This is a genomic window from Paenarthrobacter sp. GQ52 (genome assembly GCF_059759005.1).
Genome location: NZ_JCAXEJ010000018.1, coordinates 46,007 through 65,919, shown reverse-complemented (window position 1 = coordinate 65,919; position 19,913 = coordinate 46,007). Strand labels below are relative to the sequence as shown.

At 57.8% G+C, this 19,913-nt stretch carries 15 protein-coding genes; 13 read left to right on the top strand and 2 right to left on the bottom strand.

All coding sequences use genetic code 11. From position 1 onward, the window contains the following. The first annotated feature begins 2 nt into the window (after positions 1 to 2). Positions 3 to 233: a hypothetical protein gene (locus AC6CH8_RS18685; protein ID WP_498191845.1), complete on the top strand. Its 231-nt coding sequence runs from the start codon at positions 3 to 5 to the stop codon at positions 231 to 233. Between the two features lie 568 nt (positions 234 to 801). Further along, positions 802 to 3,294: a helicase C-terminal domain-containing protein gene (locus tag AC6CH8_RS18680; protein ID WP_498191844.1), complete on the top strand. Its 2,493-nt coding sequence runs from the start codon at positions 802 to 804 to the stop codon at positions 3,292 to 3,294. A 1,557-nt stretch (positions 3,295 to 4,851) separates the two neighbouring features. Here AC6CH8_RS18680 and AC6CH8_RS18675 read toward each other — a convergent pair. After that, positions 4,852 to 5,106 (bottom strand): AAA family ATPase, encoded by a 255-nt coding sequence (locus AC6CH8_RS18675; RefSeq protein WP_498191871.1) that lies wholly within the window; start codon positions 5,104 to 5,106, stop codon positions 4,852 to 4,854. Positions 5,107 to 5,744: 638 nt separating this feature from the next. Between AC6CH8_RS18675 and AC6CH8_RS18670 the strand changes: the two genes are divergently transcribed. From AC6CH8_RS18670 to AC6CH8_RS18620, 11 genes are all read left to right on the top strand, one after another. After that, positions 5,745 to 6,422: an IclR family transcriptional regulator gene (locus tag AC6CH8_RS18670; RefSeq protein ID WP_498191843.1), complete on the top strand. Its 678-nt coding sequence runs from the start codon at positions 5,745 to 5,747 to the stop codon at positions 6,420 to 6,422. Further along, entirely contained in the window at positions 6,419 to 7,534 is a 1,116-nt protein-coding gene (locus AC6CH8_RS18665; RefSeq protein WP_498191841.1) for an ABC transporter ATP-binding protein, read from the top strand. Before AC6CH8_RS18670 ends, AC6CH8_RS18665 begins: the two co-directional genes overlap by 4 nt. Further along, complete coding sequence (locus AC6CH8_RS18660; protein WP_498191840.1) at positions 7,531 to 8,181, top strand: ABC transporter permease; 651 nt, start codon at positions 7,531 to 7,533, stop codon at positions 8,179 to 8,181. The genes AC6CH8_RS18665 and AC6CH8_RS18660 overlap by 4 nt, the downstream gene beginning before the upstream one ends. Beyond that, positions 8,178 to 8,867, top strand: a complete 690-nt coding sequence (locus tag AC6CH8_RS18655; protein ID WP_498191838.1) for an ABC transporter permease — start codon at positions 8,178 to 8,180, stop codon at positions 8,865 to 8,867. The genes AC6CH8_RS18660 and AC6CH8_RS18655 overlap by 4 nt, the downstream gene beginning before the upstream one ends. Before the next feature lie 59 nt (positions 8,868 to 8,926). Continuing rightward, positions 8,927 to 9,835, top strand: a complete 909-nt coding sequence (locus AC6CH8_RS18650) for an ABC transporter substrate-binding protein (RefSeq protein WP_498191836.1) — start codon at positions 8,927 to 8,929, stop codon at positions 9,833 to 9,835. Positions 9,836 to 9,862: 27 nt separating this feature from the next. Beyond that, complete coding sequence (gene hutU, locus AC6CH8_RS18645; RefSeq protein WP_498191835.1) at positions 9,863 to 11,605, top strand: urocanate hydratase; 1,743 nt, start codon at positions 9,863 to 9,865, stop codon at positions 11,603 to 11,605. Further along, complete coding sequence (locus tag AC6CH8_RS18640; RefSeq protein WP_498191834.1) at positions 11,605 to 13,146, top strand: HAL/PAL/TAL family ammonia-lyase; 1,542 nt, start codon at positions 11,605 to 11,607, stop codon at positions 13,144 to 13,146. The genes hutU and AC6CH8_RS18640 overlap by 1 nt, the downstream gene beginning before the upstream one ends. 14 nt (positions 13,147 to 13,160) lie before the next feature. Then, complete coding sequence (locus tag AC6CH8_RS18635) at positions 13,161 to 14,366, top strand: CaiB/BaiF CoA transferase family protein (protein ID WP_498191833.1); 1,206 nt, start codon at positions 13,161 to 13,163, stop codon at positions 14,364 to 14,366. Positions 14,367 to 14,368: 2 nt separating this feature from the next. Continuing rightward, positions 14,369 to 15,265, top strand: a complete 897-nt coding sequence (locus AC6CH8_RS18630) for a 3-hydroxyacyl-CoA dehydrogenase family protein (RefSeq protein WP_498191832.1) — start codon at positions 14,369 to 14,371, stop codon at positions 15,263 to 15,265. Then, positions 15,262 to 16,035, top strand: coding sequence for an enoyl-CoA hydratase-related protein (locus tag AC6CH8_RS18625; RefSeq protein ID WP_498191831.1), 774 nt, complete (start codon positions 15,262 to 15,264; stop codon positions 16,033 to 16,035). The genes AC6CH8_RS18630 and AC6CH8_RS18625 overlap by 4 nt, the downstream gene beginning before the upstream one ends. 272 nt (positions 16,036 to 16,307) lie before the next feature. Continuing rightward, a complete protein-coding gene (locus AC6CH8_RS18620) occupies positions 16,308 to 17,936 on the top strand; it encodes a thiamine pyrophosphate-dependent enzyme (protein WP_498191830.1) in 1,629 nt (542 codons plus the stop codon). 1,479 nt (positions 17,937 to 19,415) lie between these two features. On the opposite strand, the gene AC6CH8_RS18615 is transcribed toward AC6CH8_RS18620, so the two are convergent. Beyond that, positions 19,416 to 19,652, bottom strand: a complete 237-nt coding sequence (locus AC6CH8_RS18615; protein WP_498191829.1) for a helix-turn-helix domain-containing protein — start codon at positions 19,650 to 19,652, stop codon at positions 19,416 to 19,418. Positions 19,653 to 19,913 lie beyond the last annotated feature (261 nt).

Here is a 19,913-nt window from a genome sequence, read left to right as displayed (position 1 = left end):
GTGTGTCTAAAGCAGTTGTGCTAGCTCAATACAGCTATTACGTCGGTGACGCTCGCACGATCGGTGTCTTGTTGGCTGCATGGATGCGTACAGTGCTGGAGGTAGTAGAGCCAGTGGCCGGTGCTGCAGCTCTGTCGGTGATGCTGGCGAATGATCTGGCATTGGCGTTCGGGTTGCCAGGTCCGGTTGAAGTGCTCGATCTTGCCGTTCCTACGTGGGCTGCCAGATTTTGATGAACCGTACTTGCGCACGATCTGTTCTGCGGCCGCCTTGCATGCGGTGGTGTTCCTTAGGCGAAGGCATTGTCGGTGATATTGCGTTTGATTCTCCGGATGCTGATCATCTTGTCCATCTGAGCGTTGCGCAAATCCGACTTGCCTCGGTTCGGCATGCCCGGTCGGTCATTGACGACCGAAGCCCTGACCGTGGAAAGTTGGAACTAGCCGGTGCCAGGCTGGTCGGCGTTGATCTCCGGTCGGTTACTCGACAACGTTTGGGGCAACGGTATTCCGGGCAAATGGGACCCGAAGCAAAGCCCAGATTTCAGGATTCCTACAGGAGAGGGTTACTTTTACCTGCGGCGCTTCTGAAAACCATGGGTACTCAACCATGACCTCAGATGTGGCAGGTGTTTATGGACTGATGGTAATTCGCCCCCTCGACGAGCAGATCCTCTGATGAAGTGACGCTGTTGGCCCGCCTGGCTACGGGAACATCATCGCTTCGGTGATAATGACGTTTGCGATGCAGTAACCTGAGAGCCCACTGACCCACGTTGGGCTACTTTCTCTTAGGGGTACGATGGATTTCTCGCGTTTATTGCGCCAGTCGAGCGACGACGCACCTGTCGAACCGCGGCAGCTTTACAGACTCTTGCCCAATAAGAAGCCCGGCTACGGTTACCTCCGAGACGTGCAAGCCCAGGTGTTAACTGAATGGCATTCGCGTCGCAACGAGCAGGATCTCCTCATTCGGGTTAACACCGGTGGCGGTAAAACCATTGACGGCTTGGTTATCCTTCAAAGTTACATAAACGAAGGTCTCGGTCCGGGCCTCTACGTAGCACCGGATAACTTTCTGGCCGGGCAAGTTGTCAAGGATGCCGAGAATGTCGGTATCCGAACGGTCAGGGATCCGGAGCATGCCGACTACCTATCGGGCTCTGCCATCGCCGTCGTAAACGCCAACAAGCTATTCAACGGACGAAACGTGTTTTCCGAAAAGAGGGCAGTAAGGGCGCCATTACCGATCGGCAGTGTCGTCATTGATGACGCGCACGCGGCCGAACGAACTGTGAGGGATGCTCTTTCCCTGAGAATTCCCCGAGCAAACGAAGCGTATAATCAGCTTTTTGAATTATTCGAACGCGAAATAAGGCAACAATCTGAAGAAAAGTATCTAGATATTGTCGAAAAGGATCGCGGGGCCCTCGTTCAGGTACCGTTCTGGGCTTGGCATGCAAAGTTAGATCGAGCTCGACGCATTCTTCGGGGTATCGCGAAGAATGAAGATGATCCTCTCTTTTTTGCGTGGCCCGCGGTTGCCGAGGTACTACCCCTCTGCCGTGCCGTGTTTGATTCAGCTCAGTTGCAAGTTACGCCGCATCTCCCCCCCGTTGGGCATTCCACATCCTTCAAAACCGCGAAGCGTCGCGTCTACCTGTCAGCCACGCTACCGAACGAGAGCATCCTGGTCAGCGCGTTCAACGCGGAGCCAGCTAGCATCGCGAACCCCATAACACCACTTGCGGCCGGTGATATTGGCGAGCGCCTGATTCTTGCACCCCAAGCAATAAGCCCCCATCTCTCAGACGAGGCTATACGCACCAAGATCGCCGAGATGAGTGCCCACTACAACACGGTCGTGCTTGTTCCAAGCAAGAAAGCTATGGATAGATGGCCGACTGCTAATCGGCGTGCATTCGCCGCCTCGGTCGGGGAAGAAACAAACATAGACAATGTTGTCAAGGAGCTCAAGTCGAAAAACCATGTCGGGTTAGTACTCTTGGCCAATAAATATGATGGAATCGACCTCCCTCAAGATGCATGCAGAATCCTCGTGATCGATGGTCTGCCCGAGTCTTTCAGCGGCGAGGAGAGGCTTGAATCCCTGCTGACCTCATACGAGACTGGCGTTGACTTGAGACAGGTACAACGCATCGAGCAGGGCATGGGAAGAGGGGTGCGCAGCAATGAGGATCACTGCGTCGTGATCCTGCTCGGGCATCGATTAGCTCAGCTGACAGTCGACCCGCGGACCTTGCACTTATTCAGTCCTGCGACACAAGCCCAGCTTAAGGCCTCGAAGGAGGTGGCCAACAGTCTCTCAAACCGTTCGCTGTCCGAAATCCTGACCACAGCTCAGCAAGTGCTGGACCGAGATCAGGACTGGGTGACCTTCGCCAAACGTGCTCTTGACGAAGTCGCCGAGCCGAGCCCGACTGTGGACAGCATGGCCACCGCGCGGCGTAAAGCATTTGAGTCCGCCACCTTTGGCGATTTAAAGACCTCTGTGGATCTGCTTCGAGAAGCTGCTCAGGGCTGTGACGCCGCAAAGACCAAGGGATGGCTGCTCGAACAAGCCGCCACCTATTTGCATCACACCAATCCCAGTAGGGCGCAGGGCCTCCTGGTTGAGGCCCGGCGAGCAAATGGTCACGTCGCCCGACCGCTGAATGGCATGACACATGCGAAGCTAAGCTATGTAGGGGCCCAGCCAGAACGATGCGCTGACTCCCTTAGCCGAAGCTTTAGCGGACGCGCTTCCCTCTTGCTGGGATTCGAAGCCCTCCTGGATGACCTCAAATTTGATCCCGATCGAGTCGACGCCTTCGAGGAAGCTTTCTATATGCTCGGCAAACACATCGGTCTTGAATCTGAACGACCGGAACAGGATGGCAGCGGACCCGACAATCTGTGGTGCCTGGGAGCCAACACATATTGGGTGATTGAAGCCAAGAGCGGCTCGAACGCAACGTTCATTGCCAAGCGAGACGCCGCCCAGCTTGGCCAGGCGCAGGAGTGGTTCAAACAAAGGTACGGCGCTGACGCAACATCAGTCCCGGTGTTAGTACACAAACAAACCCGGCTATGGAAGGACGCATCGCTCGTACCCGGGATGCAGGTACTTACAGAAAAGGGTTTGGATTCGCTTGTCGAGTCTGTCAGATCATTTAGCGTTGCCGCAGCAAGCTCAGACTTCTCGGATGCCGGCAGTATTTCAGAGCTGCTGCAGGCGCATAAGCTGAATGCGGGGGAACTTTCGGCGTATCTCGTTTCGGCCATTGTTCACTGAGATGAACCAAGTATCTGACGGCTCCAGTCATCCGCCTCAGGACGACAGTTCTTGCGGCTCGTGGCATGAGCACGTGACGGAACGTAAGGCCACGTCTTGCTTCCATCGGAGCCCTTAGCACGGGATAAATCCTGGACGGCGGAAGTCCTTTGGTTCGTGACATTTAGGGACGGTGGAAATCCTATCGTCGACCGCGAAACTCGCTTTGGCCAGATGCGGACTCGACCAGGTGAAGTTCGTTCAATACTTTCCGTGGTTTGATTCTGCCGTCTCAACATCCGGCGATTTGCACATCGGGAACGTACGTGACAAAACTGTCTCATGGGCGAATACATGACACCTGAAAATGAACGCCGGTTGGTCAAAGTTGTAGGGCGAGATGACCCTGGAGAAGTTCTCGGAAGTGCGGGAACATTTGGCGGGAGAGGTCGCGGTCGAAATCGGGTGCCCTTGGCCATTCGGTTTCCCAAGGATGGGCTGTGCGCTCTTTACGACGAAGAGTGCGTTCAAGACTGGATCTTAAGCTCGGCATAGGTCTGTGTACATGGTCTAGTTAGGTGCCGTCCAGATAATCACCGTCCGCGCGCGTCACTCGATCAGCGCGAACTTGCGTATTGAAGCCGCGGATCGCGACTGGTCGCCTAGGTCGAACTACGCCATCGAGCGAGTCAATAGCTGCCGCGGCCAAAGCAGCAGGTGCGTCAGCCGGGCGGTCTGGACTGCCAAATAGCTAAACCACTTAGGTACGGGGCGCCCGCCGACGATCGAAGTGCAGCACCCCTAACAACATGAGGATGTGCGCCGCTCGTTCCTGCCCAGGAACACTCGGCCTGCCTCATAGCCCCCCGGGAAAGCAGCCGATTCTCCGTCAAAGCCTTGACGCGGCATTAGGTCCAAGTCTCGAATCTGACCCTCTCGGTCGATGCTACTCGACACGACCGCATTCGGTCCCTTCAGCCCATGCTTTAGCACTATCCGAATCCGTCGGTTTCCAAGCTTCCAAAGAACCAGTTGCCAGCCCAAACCTAGGCTGTCGACGATGAGACTAAATAGGGAGAGGGCAACGGCAAGTTCAGATATAGACACAGAACGACCCTAGCTGGCGGGGACCGAGAATTTCGGACGAGCGAACCTCGCTCGCCAGTCGTCAGCCCACTCAATCGTGGGCTGAACCAGGGAGGCCTCATCGCTGGTAGAAGGTTCGAGGCTTGAACCAAGTTATCGGCCTCGCAAATGGGCTAGCGCCCGAGAAGGTCCATAGACTGCCGGGTTTCTCCCCCACAAAGCAGACCTGGATTGAGGCCAATAATGTTCTATCATGGTACGCGCGGCTGGCCAGTACTATCGCATCCTCTTCGTCCGCACCCTTCTTGGGACGAATCGTGAACTTAAGGTGTAGACCCCTCCACGTGACATAGGTCTGGTCTTAGATCGGCTGTCGTCGAGGTGCCAGAAATGATCGTTATACCCTGCGCCTTCAACTGCGAGCCCGAAAACTTCCTTTGGTCAAAGTTCCCACCTTCTCGCCAAAGGTTTCCAGAGAGGGCCCTCTTGCACTCAGCTTGAAGCCCACACGGTCCAACCGCCAAACGCAGGTACTCGGAACTTCCTGGAGAACCACACAGGCGAATGGGTGGCTACGATCGCCAATCCGTTCCGGTTAGTGAGAAGGTCGCTCATAGACCTTCTCACTAGAGCGGACAGAAGAGGCGGATGGAGATGAGCTTCCGGCTCATCCATCAGCACGAGCGTGCTTTCGACAACTGTCTCCACCAAACGAGTAAATGGTGAGAAGAACGATCTTGTGCCCAGAACTTACCCGACGGAAGATTCGCGGTAGTTCCTAAACGTCTCATCCGCCGACGCGACTAGCGTCGACAGCCCAGCCGTGGGAAACATCGGGTCACTCTCAAGAATCTCGATTGCACGCACCCAGCGTTGCCGTCTCGCCCCTTCGGGGCACACCTCTGCAGCCGCAGCCATACCGGAGACAGCCCCGCGTCATCCTTGAGGGAGGAATCGTCCTTCTCCCGGGGCGAGGTCTTCTTGAGACCGACACCGGTAAGAGGGGCCTTTAGATTTCTGTCTTCGCGCGGATCGGCTCAAGTGAATCAAAGGCACTGACGAGACAGAGACATCATTAGCCACGTCACGGTCGAAGTTGCGTGTCGGGCCCAGCATGAACTTGGCCATGTCGGTCAGCAGCGTCGTCTTACCGACACAAGCTCCCCGTCGGGCTAGATGGCCGCTTATGTGGGCTCGCGCCGCCCTGATTCCGGCTTCATTACCGACCACCCTATGAACTCCCGCCGGCCCTTTGGTGGTCGTTGTGAATATTTTTACTGGTAACTCTTGTCACTGAATGGCACTGATGTTTTACTTAATGGAAATCGGGCCAATCAAGCCTGAAGTTTCTAGCCGTAGTGTCAAAGACGACAGGAGGTTGAAGCATGGCCGAGTCTTCAACTCGAACAGTGGACAGAGCCCTCACTCTCTTGGGTGTTGTCTGCGACAGAGGATCTATTTCGCTCTCGGACGCCGCCCGTGACACTGACCTTTCGGCGAGCACCGCATTGCGGCTGCTGCGGACTCTCGAATCGCAGGAGTTCATTCGAAGGGACGTCGACGGACGCTTTACCCCAGGCGCCAGACTCGTCCAACTCGGCGCACTCGCCCTCGCGAACGAGTCCCTTGTATCGCTTACAAGCGATGCAATGCGGCGAATGGTCGAGCAGACAGGTGAATCCTGCTACCTGTCCATCCGCGGTGCGGGAGAAACCTCCCTTTACATTGCGATAGTCGAGGGAACACACTCCGTCCGTCACGCCAGCTGGGTCGGCCGCACGATTCCCCTAGAAGGAACTGCGGCAGGTGCGGTACTAACCGGTAAGACCGGTGAGTCCGGCTTCGTTGTAGTACGGCAGGGCGTCGAATCCGATGTAACTGCAATCGCGGCTCCCATAACAGTGGGCCATCGGGTCGTCGCTACCCTGTCAAGCGTCGTCCCCAGCTACCGCATGAATGACGAGCAAGTAGCCCGAATTGGCGAACTTCTTGTCGATGAAGCCATCTCCATCATCGCCCCACCGGGTGCGGTGACCTCTTTGAAAGAGAAGACCTCAGCATGATCAGTTTCGAAAACATCACTAAGACATATCCGGATGGTACCAACGCCGTTGAAGGTCTTTCCTTGGTGGCGCCCACGGGAAAGATTACAGTACTCGTCGGCCCGTCAGGCTGCGGCAAAACAACCTCGCTGCGTATGGTGAACCGCCTCATCCGACAGACATCCGGGGCCATCAGCCTTAATGGAGAGCCGACGACCGGTATGGACGAAGCTGTCCTAAGACGCCGGATCGGCTACGTGATCCAGAATGCCGGGCTATTTCCGCACCGCACGATCGTTGACAACGTAGCAACGACAGCGCGCTTGGCAGGCATTGCTCCAAAGCAGGCAAAGACTATCGCGCTCGAACTCATGGAACGAGTGGGACTACCATCTAGCTTCGCCAAGCGCTATCCCTGGCAGCTCTCAGGCGGCCAACAGCAACGTGTCGGCGTGGCACGTGCCTTGGCGTCCGATCCTGCATTCATGCTGATGGACGAACCTTTCAGCGCTGTGGACCCAGTTGTGCGTGCCCAGCTCCAGGATGAATTTCTCCGGCTACAGCGCGAGATTGGGAAGACCATCATCATGGTCACGCACGACATCGACGAAGCGCTGAAACTCGGAGATATGGTCGCCGTCATGCGGACTGGAGGCAAGCTCGCCCAGATATCCCCGCCTCAGGAGCTCCTGACTAATCCTTCGGACTCCTTCGTCGCAGACTTCGTTGGCCGCGATCGCGGCTATCGTTCACTCGGGTTCATGACGGCGGACCCCCGACTCGGCATTAAGCCCGAACCGACGGTTCAGCTGGGATCGACGAGAGAACTGGCGCGGGTCATCACAAAGAACAACTGGTTGCTGGTTGTTGACGAGCTTAATCGGCCCGTCGGCTGGGTAGAACCCAGCACCCTTACCGGTCCGGTTACGATGGCCGAATTAAACCTGAGCGGCACTCTCGCCCCAGTCAACGGAACAATGCGTCAGATAATCGATGCGGTACTTAGCTCCCCCAGCAGGCGCGGAGTCGTGGTTGATCCCGACGGTGCTCTACTCGGAACGGTCAATGCCACAGACGCCATAAATTCCCTGGATGAAATTCATCCGTCATCTCAAAGCGCGGTGGCCTCATGAACTTGAATTGGATCTCCCAACAGTCGGCGGGAATCCTGGCGCTTACAGGCTGGCACGTCGCTCTGTCGATCTTGCCCGTCGCACTAGGGCTGTTGATCGCGCTGCCACTGGGTTGGGCCGCCGCCCGAAGCGGTTCATTCAAGTCCATCATCCTTGGCACTACCGGACTGTTCTACACGATCCCTTCCCTGGCGCTGTTCGTTCTCCTCCCGCCCCTTCTCGGGACGAAAATCCTTGATCCGCTGAATGTTGTTGTTGCCCTCACGGTCTACACAGTGGCGCTTCTTGTTCGCACTGTCGCCGATGGTCTTGACTCTGTTGCCCCGGAAACAGTTCAGGCTGCGACGGCCATGGGATATCGGACGTTTCAGCGCCTCGTGTCAGTCGAGCTTCCTGTTGCCATTCCTGTCATCACAGCCGGACTGCGGGTCGCGGTAGTGTCAAACGTCAGCGTGGTTTCAATCGCCGCCCTGATTGGAACACCGCAGCTTGGCCTGCTATTCACCCAAGGTGCTCAATTGCGCTTCCTCACACCCATCATCGTTGGTATCGTCCTGTGCCTGTTTTTGGCTGTAATTCTTGACGGTCTCGTTGTTCTGTTGAACCGCCAGCTCACACCGTGGACCCCGAAGGTGGTGAAGCCATGATCGACTGGCTTATGGACCCCGTCCACTGGACTGGCTCGGACGGGATCTCCATGCTTCTCGGCCAGCACCTGTTGTACACCGCAATCGCTCTTCTGATAGCTGCGGCAATTGGCATTCCCATTGGCATGTATGTGGGTCATACGGGCAAAGGCACATTCCTCATCGCAGGAGTGGCAAATGCACTGCGGGCACTACCAACCCTCGGGCTGCTGATCATGCTCGTCATCGTAATTGCGCCGTTGTACGCGTCCGATTTGGCGTTCTTGGTACCTAGTCTCATTGTCCTTGTCCTTCTGGCCGTGCCGCCGATCATGACCAACACTTATGCAGGAATCCGGGCCGTTGATCCGGCAGCAGTCGACGCAGCTGTTGGAATGGGACTTCGCCCCTTATCGGTCCTTTTCTCGGTTCAAGTTCCCTGCGCGCTGCCCTTGATTCTCTCCGGATTGAGAGGAGCCACTCTCCAAGTCATCTCCACCGCCACGATCGCAGCCTATGTCTCGCTAGGAGGCTTGGGCCGACTGATCATCGATGGAAGAGCACAAAATGACTACGAGCAGATGCTCGTAGGTGCAGTGCTCGTAGCCTTGCTGGCCCTTGTCGTTGATGTCACAATCGGCGTCATCGCGCGGTTATCAGTCTCCCGCGGTATCACCCGTCGGGTTACGCGAGTCGTTACAGTCTAAAGCCGCCAGCTCCCACCCACCGCCACCCAGCGTTTAAATCCCTATCTCAAAGGACCAAAATGAAAAAGCCGCTTCTTGCTGCCCTGGCACTGATCGCCACCAGCACCCTATCCCTCACGGCCTGCGGCGGCGGGGATCCGCTTAAAGCGGATTCATCCGCCCAAGCGAGCGATAGCATCACTGTCGGTTCCGCTGACTTCCCCGAAAGCCAGTTACTGGCCACCATCTATGCGCAGGCCCTTAATTCCGCCGGAGTCAAGACCAACACAAAACTGAACATTGGAAGCCGCGAGGTCTACGTGCCCGCCCTCCGAGACGGATCCATCAGCCTCCTGCCCGAATACGCTGGCGCCACCCTCAGCTATCTAAAGAAAGACGCTCAAGCACACACACCTGAGGAAGTCGCCGCCGAACTGAAAAATGCGTTGCCTCAGGGCATCTCGATGCTGACGCCCTCCGACGCCCAAGATTCAGACACCCTGGCCGTGACACGTGCAACGGCGGACAAATACAACCTCAAGACGGTCGAGGACTTGGTTCCAGTCGCTGGCGACTTGGTTCTGGGCGGGCCCCCAGAGTGGAAGACCCGCCACGAAGGTGTCGCAGGGCTCAAAGAGGTCTATGGACTCGCCTTCAAGGAATTCAAAACTCTGGACGTGGCTGGTCCTCTCACCCTGACTGCCCTCCTCAACGGCCAGATTCAAGTAGCGGACCTCACTTCCACCGACCCTGCCATCGAAGGCAACGACCTGGTGGCGCTAGAGGACAACAAGAACTTGTTCCCCGCACAGAACATCGTTCCAATCATTGCCAGTGAGAAGGTCAACGAAAAGGTCACTGAAGTTCTTGATTCGATCTCGGCCGCACTGACCACAGAAGATCTGATTCACATGAACGGTCGGCTCGCCAAGCAAGAGAGCATCGACGTTGTCGCCACAGACTGGCTCAAGTCTAAGAACCTTGCGTAATCCGAAAGACCCTAAGGAAAGACAACTATGACTGCCGATTTCACTTCTGGTGCCCGTCCGGTTAAGGCCAAGCGGGGTACTGAGCTTACTGCCAAGTCGTGGCAGACCGAGGCGCCGTTGCGCATGTTGATGAATAACCTGGATCCTGAGGTTGCGGAGCGCCCGGACGACCTGGTGGTCTACGGCGGAACCGGCCGCGCAGCGCGTTCCTGGGCTGCGTTTGATGCGATTACCCGGACCCTGGAAACCATGGAGAAGGACGAAACCCTCCTGGTGCAGTCGGGCAAGCCGGTGGGCGTGTTCCGCACCCACGAGTGGGCTCCCCGCGTTCTCCTCGCGAACTCGAACCTCGTCGGGGATTGGGCGACGTGGCCTGAGTTCCGCCGCCTCGAGGCTGAGGGTTTGATGATGTACGGGCAGATGACTGCCGGGTCCTGGATTTACATCGGTACCCAGGGCATCCTGCAGGGCACTTACGAAACCTTCGCTGCGGTGGGGAACAAGCTGGCCGCGGAGGGCCGCCACCCGGCACCTGCCGTGGCGGGTTCCACCGAGGGGCCGCTGGCCGGGACCCTGACGTTGACGGGTGGTTGTGGTGGCATGGGCGGCGCCCAGCCACTGGCGGTGACCCTGAACGACGGTGCGTGCTTGATTGTTGATGTGGACGAGTCCCGCCTGCGTCGTCGTGCGGGGAAGCGGTACTTGGACGAGGTCGAAACCGATCTGGACACCGCGATCGCGAAGGTCCAGGCCGCGAAGGACGAGCGCCGCGGCTGGTCCGTCGGTTACGTGGGCAACGCCGCAGAGGTGTTCCCGGAACTGCTCCGCCGGCACCAGGCCGGGGAGATCACCTTTGATGTGGTCACGGACCAGACCTCCGCGCACGACCCGTTGTCGTATTTGCCGGAGGGCATCACGGTGGCCGAGTGGCACACCGAGGCCGAAGCCGATCCGGAAGGGTTCACGAAGAAGGCCCAGGCTTCCATGGCCCGCCACGTCCAGGCGATGGTGGAGTTCCAGGACGCCGGGGCTGAGGTGTTCGATTACGGCAACTCCATCCGTGATGAGGCACGCAAGGGCGGGTACACCCGGGCGTTTGAGTTCCCCGGTTTCGTCCCGGCCTATATCCGTCCGTTGTTCTGCGAGGGCCTGGGCCCGTTCCGCTGGGTCGCGCTCTCGGGTGATCCGGAGGACATTGCTGTGACGGACAAAGCGATCAAGGAGTTGTTCCCGGAGAACACGCACCTGCACAAGTGGCTTGATGCTGCTGCAGAGCGGGTGGAGTTCGAAGGCCTGCCGGCACGTATTTGCTGGCTCGGGTACGGCGAGCGCGCCAAGGCGGGCCTGTTGTTCAACCAGCTCGTCGCCGAGGGCAAGGTCAAAGCCCCGATCGTGATCGGTCGTGACCACCTGGATTCGGGTTCGGTGGCGTCTCCGTACCGGGAGACCGAGTCCATGGCTGACGGGTCTGATGCGATTGCTGACTGGCCGCTGCTCAACGCCCTGATCAATACCTCTTCGGGTGCTACCTGGGTGTCGATCCATCACGGCGGCGGTGTCGGTATCGGCCGGTCCCTGCATGCCGGGCAGGTTTCCGTCGCTGACGGTACCGACCTGGCCGCGGAAAAACTCGAACGGCTCCTGACCAACGACCCCGGCATGGGCGTCATCCGCCACGTCGACGCCGGCTATGACCGCGCCGTCGAAGTCGCCAACGAACGCGGCGTCCGCATCCCCATGGTGGCCTATAAAAACGTAGAAGTGGTCTGATGGTGACTGCCCAGACAATCACTCTTGGCTTGGAGACCACGACCATTGATGAAATCGTGGCAGTCGCCAAGGGCTCCAACGTGGAAGTGGAGGAAAACGCCCTTCAAACGATGCATCGCACCCATGAGCTCATCGCCGGGGCCCTCGCTTCGGGGCGCCCAATGTACGGGCTCACCACAGGTGTTGGTGACCTCTATTCAGTAGAGCTAGCTCCCGGCAGCGTGTCCGATGTGCAGCTGAATATGCTTAAAAGCCATGCCAGTGGCGTCGGCGCACCACATAGTGAGGAAGTCGTGCGTGCGATCATGGCGACCATGATCAAAGCCCTGGCACAGGGTGCAAGTGGGGTCAGTCCCCGTCTTGTCTTGACTCTCGCAGAGATGCTGAATCGCGGTGTAACACCGTGGGCACCGTCGCAAGGTTCGGTTGGCTACCTCATCGGGACCGCGCACATCGGGTTATCTCTGTTTGGGCTGGGGCGTTCATGGTTCGATGGTGAACTTCTCAGCGGAGCTGAGGCAATGCGCAGGGCTGGTATCGACGTCTATGCTCCTGGACCGCGAGAAGGCCACGCCCTACTGAGCGGAACGTATGAGATCACCGGACTTGGTGCCTTGGCTGTCTCCGAAGCCAAAACTCTCGTTGCCGTTGCCGATGCCGCAGGCGCTCTCAGCCTGGAAGCCCTTCGCGGCAACAGCCGGGGCTACGACGAGCGCCTTCAGTCAATGCGGCCGCACCCAGGACAGATCGAAACCGCCGCAAGGATGCGCGCGATATTAGCAGACAGTGAAATCCTCGCCGCAAACCGCGATCACAGACTCCAAGATGCTCTTAGCCTCCGCTGTATCCCGCAAGTGCACGGCTCTGCCCGGGACGCGATCAATTACTCCGCAAGGGTCATTGAGACGGAAATCAACTCCGTTACCGACAATCCAGTCTTTGTCGTCGAGGAAGGCGAACTCGTCGCGCTGCCCGGTGGAAACGGCCACGGCGCACCCACTGCAATCGCGCTCGATCTTCTATCCATCGCTGTTGCCGAAGTGAGCACTATGTCCCAGGCACGATCCGACCGGCTCACGAACCGACACCTAAGCGAACTACCACCATTCCTCATCGAGAGTGGGAGCAGCGGAAACTCCGGATTTATGATTCCTCCATATGTAGCTGCAGCGCTGGCTGCCGAGAATCGCGCACTGGCTGCCCCGGCTTTGGTTCATACCGTTTCTACCTGTGCAGGCCAAGAAGATCACGTAAGTATGGGCGTTTCAGCGGCCGTCCAAGCACGCACCGCGGTCAGCAACGCGGTTTCAATCGTCGCGATTGAACTTCTTTGCGCTGCCCAAGGCGTCGACTTTCAATATCCCTTACGGCCAGGCCATGGCACGGGAGCCGTCTACGACGCAATTCGATCTGTCGTGAGCACTCGTAAGAGTGACCGTGAGATGTACCCCGACATCGAAGCGATACGTGCACTCATCGATGCCGGAACCCTCGATTCACTCATCTCGGACTCCGTTGCCTGCGGCGAGTCCACGAAGTAAGGGAAAGAATGGACATGACTAACACTACTCAACGACCCGCCCCTCTCGCCGGTGTCAGAGTGCTCGACCTCGCTCGAGTGCTGGCCGGGCCATTGTGCTCAGCGATGCTGGGCGATCTCGGCGCGACGGTAACGAAAGTCGAACTTCCAGGTCGCGGTGACGACTCCCGTGACTTTACGCCTCACGTCAACGGTGAGAGCACGTACTTCATGCTGCTCAACCGCGGTAAGAAAAGTGTAACGATCGATCTCAAGTCCGAACGAGGACATGCTCTGCTCGTGAAGCTCATCGAGCAAACCGACGTTCTCGTAGAAAACTTCCGGCCCGGCGTGACTACTCGTCTGGGCATCGACTTCGAGACGTTGAGGAAAATCAACCCTCGGCTTGTGTATGTAAGCATCTCAGGTTTCGGTCAAACCGGGCCGCTCGCTCCTCGGGCCGCTTACGACCACATTGTTCAGGCCATGGGCGGGATTATGAGTGTGACCGGATGGCCGGACGGTCCGCCGACCCGAATCGGTGATGCAGTTGGTGACGTTGTGGCCGGAATTTACGGGTCGTGGGGGGCCCTGGCCGCGCTCCTGCAACGAGCCCAGACCGGCGAAGGACAGCACGTTGATGTCGCCATGCTCGACTCGATCTTTTCGCTGCAGCTCGTTTCGTTGTCCCAAATGCTGGGCGGCGCAGAACTTCCCGGCCGCATCGGCAACAGCCATCCAATAAGCGCACCGATGGATGCTTACAGCGCGGCCGATGGTCACGTAGTCATCGCTGTTGCTAACGATCCCCTCTTCGTCCGGCTCAGTCATGCTATCAAGAGGCCAGAACTCGTTCACGACGAGAGGTTTTCTTCAGATCCAGGCCGTCTGAACAACCAAGTCGTGCTGCGCAAAATCATCGAAGAATGGACCTCTGAGCATACGGTTGAGGAGATCGTTGACGCCTTGGAGCAAGCAGGAGTGCCTGCAGCTCCGATTTGGAATATCGAGGAGGTCGCTTCGAGCGCTCATGCCGCCCATCGTGGCCTGGTCCAGGAAGTAGAGCACCCTACAGCAGGTACAGTGCGGGTAGTTCCCCAACCTGTTCACTTCAGCACCGCAACGGCAGGGCCCGATCTGCTAGCACCACTCCTGGGACAACATACAGATGAGATACTCGAGCACGACTTGGGCCTTACCGCTGCTGAGATTGCAGAGCTTCACGCCGCTGGGGTGGTCTGATCATGACGTACAACGAACGGGTTGCAGTGATTGGAGCGGGCACTATGGGTGCCGGCGTCGCCGGCGTATTCGCCGCTCACGGATACGAAGTCACACTGTTCTCTCGGAGCGAGGACACTCTCGCCAAAGCCCTGCATGCTATCCGTGAGAGGGTAGGGGCCGCTGCGGGACGGATCAGCACCACAACAATACTCGAAGACGCCGTCAGGGGTGCCAGTCTCGTTAGTGAGAATGTCATTGAAGACGTGGCAATCAAACGAAGTATCTTCTCCGCCATCGAGACGGTAGTTCCCGGTGACTGTCTCCTGACCACAAACACTTCCAGCGTGCCGATCACAGATATAGCGAATGGTCTCAACGTCCCCGGTCGGGTAGTTGGGCTCCACTGGTTCAATCCGCCAGCTGTCATGCCTTTAGTCGAGATCGTCCGCGGTGAGCAGACAACGACAGAAACGGTCGAAAGGGTTAAGACCATATGCTCGCGAATTGGGAAGGACGTAATCGAGGTCAAGCTCGACATCGCCGGATTCGTCGTCAACAGACTGCAGTACGCACTGTTGCGTGAAGCGATCGCGCTAGTAGAGACTGGCGTCGCATCCATCGAGGACGTTGATCGTGCCGTGGTGACCACCCTCGCTCCCCGTTGGTCCGCTTCAGGACCCCTTGAGCTTATGGACCTCGCGGGTTTGGACACGGTGGAGAAGGTTTCGAAAGTTCTCCTGCCTGAACTCAGCCGCGGCACTGAGGTGCCAAAGCTGGTGACAGAGCGCGTAGCCGAGGGTGCCCTCGGAACAAAAAGCGGTGCCGGTTTCTACCTCTGGACCGCCGAAAGAATAGTTTCAGCAACCGCACACCGCGATGAGACAGTGAGCATGCTGACCGAAAGGCGAACCCGATGACCGACCGGCTAGTTCTTCTGGAGCGTTCGAACGACATTGCCATTGCCACCCTCCACCGCCCAGAAAAGCGAAATGCCCTGAGCCGTCAGCTGCTGACTGAACTCGTCGAAACCCTTCGCGAGCTGGAGTCAGACCGCACGACCAGGGCAGTCGTCATCCAGGGCGACAGTCGAGCTTTCGCCGCGGGAGCGGACGTAGGGAGCCTCGGCAGCGCAGGACCCATCGACCTGTACACAAGCGGTTTCAGCGAACTCTGGGACGCAGTGGCAGCGATCCAAATCCCGCTGGTGGCAGCCGTATCCGGCTACGCACTTGGCGGTGGACTTGAACTTGCTCTCACTTGCGACGTCATTGTTGCAGCCGAGAACGCACAATTTGGCTTCCCCGAAACTGGCATCGGTATCATCCCGGGCGCCGGCGGAACCCAACGAATTGTCAGGGCCGTTGGTAAGTCCATGGCAATGGACCTCCTCCTCACCGGACGGAGGCTCGACGGTCACGAAGCACTCGCCTGCGGGCTTGTCAGCAGGGTGGTCAGCATTGAGTCGCTAAAGACCGAAGCAACAAAGGTGGCCGCAGACATCGCAAGGTCAGCTCCCTTGGCAAGCGCAATGGCCAAGCATGCAGTGCTGACAGCCTACGACTCAACGCTCACCAACGGGATCGCCCACGAACGAGTTCTTTCAGCGCTGATTGCGGCAAGCTCCGACAGGGCCGAGGGTTTCAGGGCCCTCAGCGAGCGCGATACTCCGCACTTTAAAGGACGCTGAGCCAGCGCTGGCGGGAGCGGACTTCTCGCGTCTCGACTGATGCACGGTTCGCTGCCAAACGGCTCGCATATCAAGGTCCGCCATGGGCCACGACGACTCACGAAAAGAACAACAAATACATGACAATGACGTCAGGACAGACAACGCCTGCGCAACTTCCGCAGCTACCTCCCCTTTCAGAAGGCCCATCCCCAGACCTAACCCCAACGCCCATTTCATTCCTGGCTCTTGAACCCGCCCCCACCGCGGTCTACAATGCAGAGCCGCACTCGATGAAGTCCGCCGGCCACGTAATCGTAGACTCCTTAGTGGCGCACGGTGTCCACCGCACGTACGTCGTACCAGGCGAGAGTTTCCTGGAAGTCTTGGATGGACTGCATTCTTCAGCAATCGAAACAATCATCTGCCGTCACGAAGGCGGTGCTGCCTACATGGCAGAAGCAGACGGCAAGATGCAACAGACGCCCGGGGTAGCCATGGTCACTCGCGGCCCGGGAGCCGCCAATGCTCATGTCGGTGTGCATACAGCGTGGCAGGATGCCACGCCGATGGTTCTCTTCGTCGGACTAATTCCCTTCGCACACCGGGACAGAGAAGCCTTCCAAGAGTTCGACATCAAGTCCTGGTTTGATACGGGCGCCAAGCGAGTCATGGTCCTAGACCATCCAGAAAGGGCCTCCGAAATCGTCGCCGAGGCAATGTTCGCCGCGAAAAGCGGCCGCCCTGGACCCGTAGTCGTCGGGTTGCCCGAAGACGTCCTGCGCCAGCTGATTCCCGCTCGGCTTCATCCTAAAATTCCTGTAGCCACGGGCGGTATGACCACCGCCGACTCCGAGGCTATTGCCGACGCACTTGCTGCATCCAAAAAACCCCTATTCGTAACAGGCGGCAACGACTGGACCCACGACGGCGCAAATCAGCTCACACAATGGCTCGAAGAGCACCATATCCCGGCTGCGGCGGAATGGCGAACGGAGGGCACCGTCCCATTCGACTCCTCCTCCTACGTTGGCCCCATCGGATATGGTCGGCCTCGGCCCACATACGACCTACTAGAAGAGACGGATCTGCTGATATTTGTCGGCACAGTCCCTGGAGATGTCATCACGGACGGGTTCGTCTGCCGCCAAGACTGGCACAAGAAAAACTTCCTGGTCACCATTGATTCATCGCTACGAGGCCGTTCAGGGCCAGTCTCCTACCAAATCGTTGCCAAACCCGACGTCTTTGTCCGGGACCTTACGAAGATTCGCCTGCCAGTGAAAGAAGAATGGAAGACTTGGACTGCACGCATGAGGGGCGAGCAGGAAACGTTCTCGGCCCTACCTCCGGCAGCACCGAGTAGCGGTCCAGCACGTATGGACACTCTTATGGCCAACCTGGTGCCTTCTTTACCACGCAATGCCATGGTGACCTTCGGAGCCGGTGAACACACAAACTGGGCACACCGCTACTTCCCAACCCGAGAATACGCATCCATGATCAGTGCAAGGAACGGATCAATGGGCTACTCGGTGCCGTCCGGTATCGCAGCATCTCTCAATCATCCTGGGCGGCGCATCGTAGTCATCGCAGGTGACGGCGAGTTCCTCATGAACGGTCAGGAACTCGCAACTGCGGCCCAATACGGGGCCACGCCGTTAGTAATCGTCATGGATAACCAGGAATACGGCACTATCCGAAGCCACCAGGAGCGGCACTACCCCAAGCGCGTATCCGGAACTCAGCTGAGGAATCCAGACTTCGCCTTAATGGCCCAAGCCTTCGGCGGATTTGGCATCAAGGTCGAACGCGATAATGATATCCCTGAAGCCATCAGCAGCGCGCTAAAAGCCATCGAGGACGAAAAGGTATTTGCACTCATACATCTCGTCGTTGAACAACGCGTTAAAGCCTACTAGTAGTCAAGTGCCGGGGGTAAGTCGAAGGCCTATCGGGATCCTGCATTGTAAAAACACTCGTGCAGAGGACATAAACCCCATTCTGCTCGTAAGCGGGAAAGACACAACTACCGTAACGTTCGACAGATCTAACGCAGGGTAACTGCCTTCCAGTCTTCGCCGCCTGGTTAAAGTGCGAAGCTCTGAAGTTCATCCCAATGAACGCCAAGAGCGCCATCTTTTCCCGGGACGGCGAAGTCGGGCGGGAAAGCGCCGCCACCGGTTTTCGTGCTGAATACTGAAAGTCGAGATCCTGCTTCCACACAGATGGTTAGATGACGATGACCCATGTATCCGAGATCAGCCGACAGTGTTCCTTAGACCATGAACCTCCAGGGATTGCCTGCGTAACCATGGTTGCCTAAGAAGGAACAGCGTGCATGCACTCATAGCCCACAGTGTCGAACGAAACATTTATGGTTCCCGGTGACAGCTTCCTGGATGCCCTCGATGGTCTCCAGGCTCAGCCATCCAGACCATCGTCAGTCGTCATGTAGGCGACGGCCAACATGGCCGAAGCAGACGGCAAAATGAACTAAGTGCCCGGCGTGGGCCATGGTGACCCTCGGACCCGGCGCCGCCAACGCTCACCTAGGGACTGCACACCGCGTGCAGGGCTCGACCCGAATGGCTCCGTTCGCGGGCCTGATCCCCTTCGATCAAGTAACAGCGCCCGGCTAAGTGGGCAAATAAGAGGACCGAGAGGCAGTACGTGTCCGCCAGCGATTCGTCCCAATACAAGCCGGTCAAAGGAACGGGAACTCTGTAGCCCTCCCTGGCCGCCTACATCAGGAGAAGAAACTACATGAGGATCGCATACCCTGCAGCCGAGCTCGACGCCAGTGACCTGGAAAAATCCCTCTTCGCTCCCCCAAGCGCAACACTCCTTTGCGGTGACGCCACCGTTCGCAGCCGCAGGGAGTTCGAATCCGAGGAAGGTCGTATGGCCTCCTGCACTCGGGGACTGACACCGGTAAGTCCAGGTGAGAGTTCAACACCAAAAGCGAAATTGTCCACGTTCTCTCAGGCAAATAGCCGTTCAGCGCGACGGCGAAGATGAAGCGCCTCTGTCTTCGGGTGACACCGCATACGTCGGGTGGACCGGGACGTGGACCGTTCACGAGCGTCTCAGGATGGTCTTTGTCGTCTACAGTGCGTGATTCCCACCGTCGGTTTCCCTAGAAATCCGATGGTTGGTTACCGCATCTAGAATGCGGTGTCAGCCAATTTAAACCACCAAGGCCTCCCTAGCGCCCAACCGGGAGGCCTTAGGACCATTGAGGGACGTCCGTCTTCAACAAACGTCCTTATTCAACTCCTCCCTCTCACCCTCTCTTTTGGGAAATTCGGCTACCAGAGGCACTGGAAGCAGAATTATGACGGTTGGGTAAGGAGGCAGCAACGCAATGGCCGTAGATGAGCTGGGATAGCCCCAAAGCCTTAGCCGGGGCCGAGTAATCGAACAACACTCACCAGATCGGTGCCAAGCGCCTCGGCGATGCGAGCTGTTTCAATGACATCCAGGCGCCGCTCGCCGCTCTCATACTTGCTAATAAACGACTGCGGCACGCCTAACTTTTCCGCCAACTCGACTTGGCGGACGCCAGCCTGCACACGAAGATGCCGCAGGAGTTCACGGAACTCCCGGTACTCCTCGCTGTAGATCGATGTGGCCACCGCATAAGTCGACCCCGCCTTCCGGAATATCCCAAGATCGGATATTCTTCCAGGAAGGACCAATCCACGTGGATTGACGTCCTTGCATTGGCGAAATGGCTAACTCGGGAGGTGAAACGAATGAGCGGCGGCGACGGTTTATGCGGGGGGTTTGTGACCCCCTGACCTGAAAGGGAGGCGGTTCTTGGGAACCAGGAACCGCCTTTCATTATTGCCAGCAATATGGATCATTCGCTCTTCACAAAACGTGCGCGTTCCTTC

What these genes read in the sequence shown, in the direction of transcription:
- hutU (WP_498191835.1), top strand. Translation starts at nt 9,863, where the DNA reads ATGACTGCCGATTTCACTTCTGGTGCCCGTCCGGTTAAGGCCAAGCGG.
- AC6CH8_RS18670 (WP_498191843.1), top strand. Translation starts at nt 5,745, where the DNA reads ATGGCCGAGTCTTCAACTCGAACAGTGGACAGAGCCCTCACTCTCTTG.
- AC6CH8_RS18655 (WP_498191838.1), top strand. Translation starts at nt 8,178, where the DNA reads ATGATCGACTGGCTTATGGACCCCGTCCACTGGACTGGCTCGGACGGG.
- AC6CH8_RS18680 (WP_498191844.1), top strand. Translation starts at nt 802, where the DNA reads ATGGATTTCTCGCGTTTATTGCGCCAGTCGAGCGACGACGCACCTGTC.
- AC6CH8_RS18625 (WP_498191831.1), top strand. Translation starts at nt 15,262, where the DNA reads ATGACCGACCGGCTAGTTCTTCTGGAGCGTTCGAACGACATTGCCATT.
- AC6CH8_RS18620 (WP_498191830.1), top strand. Translation starts at nt 16,308, where the DNA reads ATGAAGTCCGCCGGCCACGTAATCGTAGACTCCTTAGTGGCGCACGGT.
- AC6CH8_RS18660 (WP_498191840.1), top strand. Translation starts at nt 7,531, where the DNA reads ATGAACTTGAATTGGATCTCCCAACAGTCGGCGGGAATCCTGGCGCTT.
- AC6CH8_RS18650 (WP_498191836.1), top strand. Translation starts at nt 8,927, where the DNA reads ATGAAAAAGCCGCTTCTTGCTGCCCTGGCACTGATCGCCACCAGCACC.
- AC6CH8_RS18630 (WP_498191832.1), top strand. Translation starts at nt 14,369, where the DNA reads ATGACGTACAACGAACGGGTTGCAGTGATTGGAGCGGGCACTATGGGT.
- AC6CH8_RS18665 (WP_498191841.1), top strand. Translation starts at nt 6,419, where the DNA reads ATGATCAGTTTCGAAAACATCACTAAGACATATCCGGATGGTACCAAC.
- AC6CH8_RS18635 (WP_498191833.1), top strand. Translation starts at nt 13,161, where the DNA reads ATGACTAACACTACTCAACGACCCGCCCCTCTCGCCGGTGTCAGAGTG.
- AC6CH8_RS18640 (WP_498191834.1), top strand. Translation starts at nt 11,605, where the DNA reads ATGGTGACTGCCCAGACAATCACTCTTGGCTTGGAGACCACGACCATT.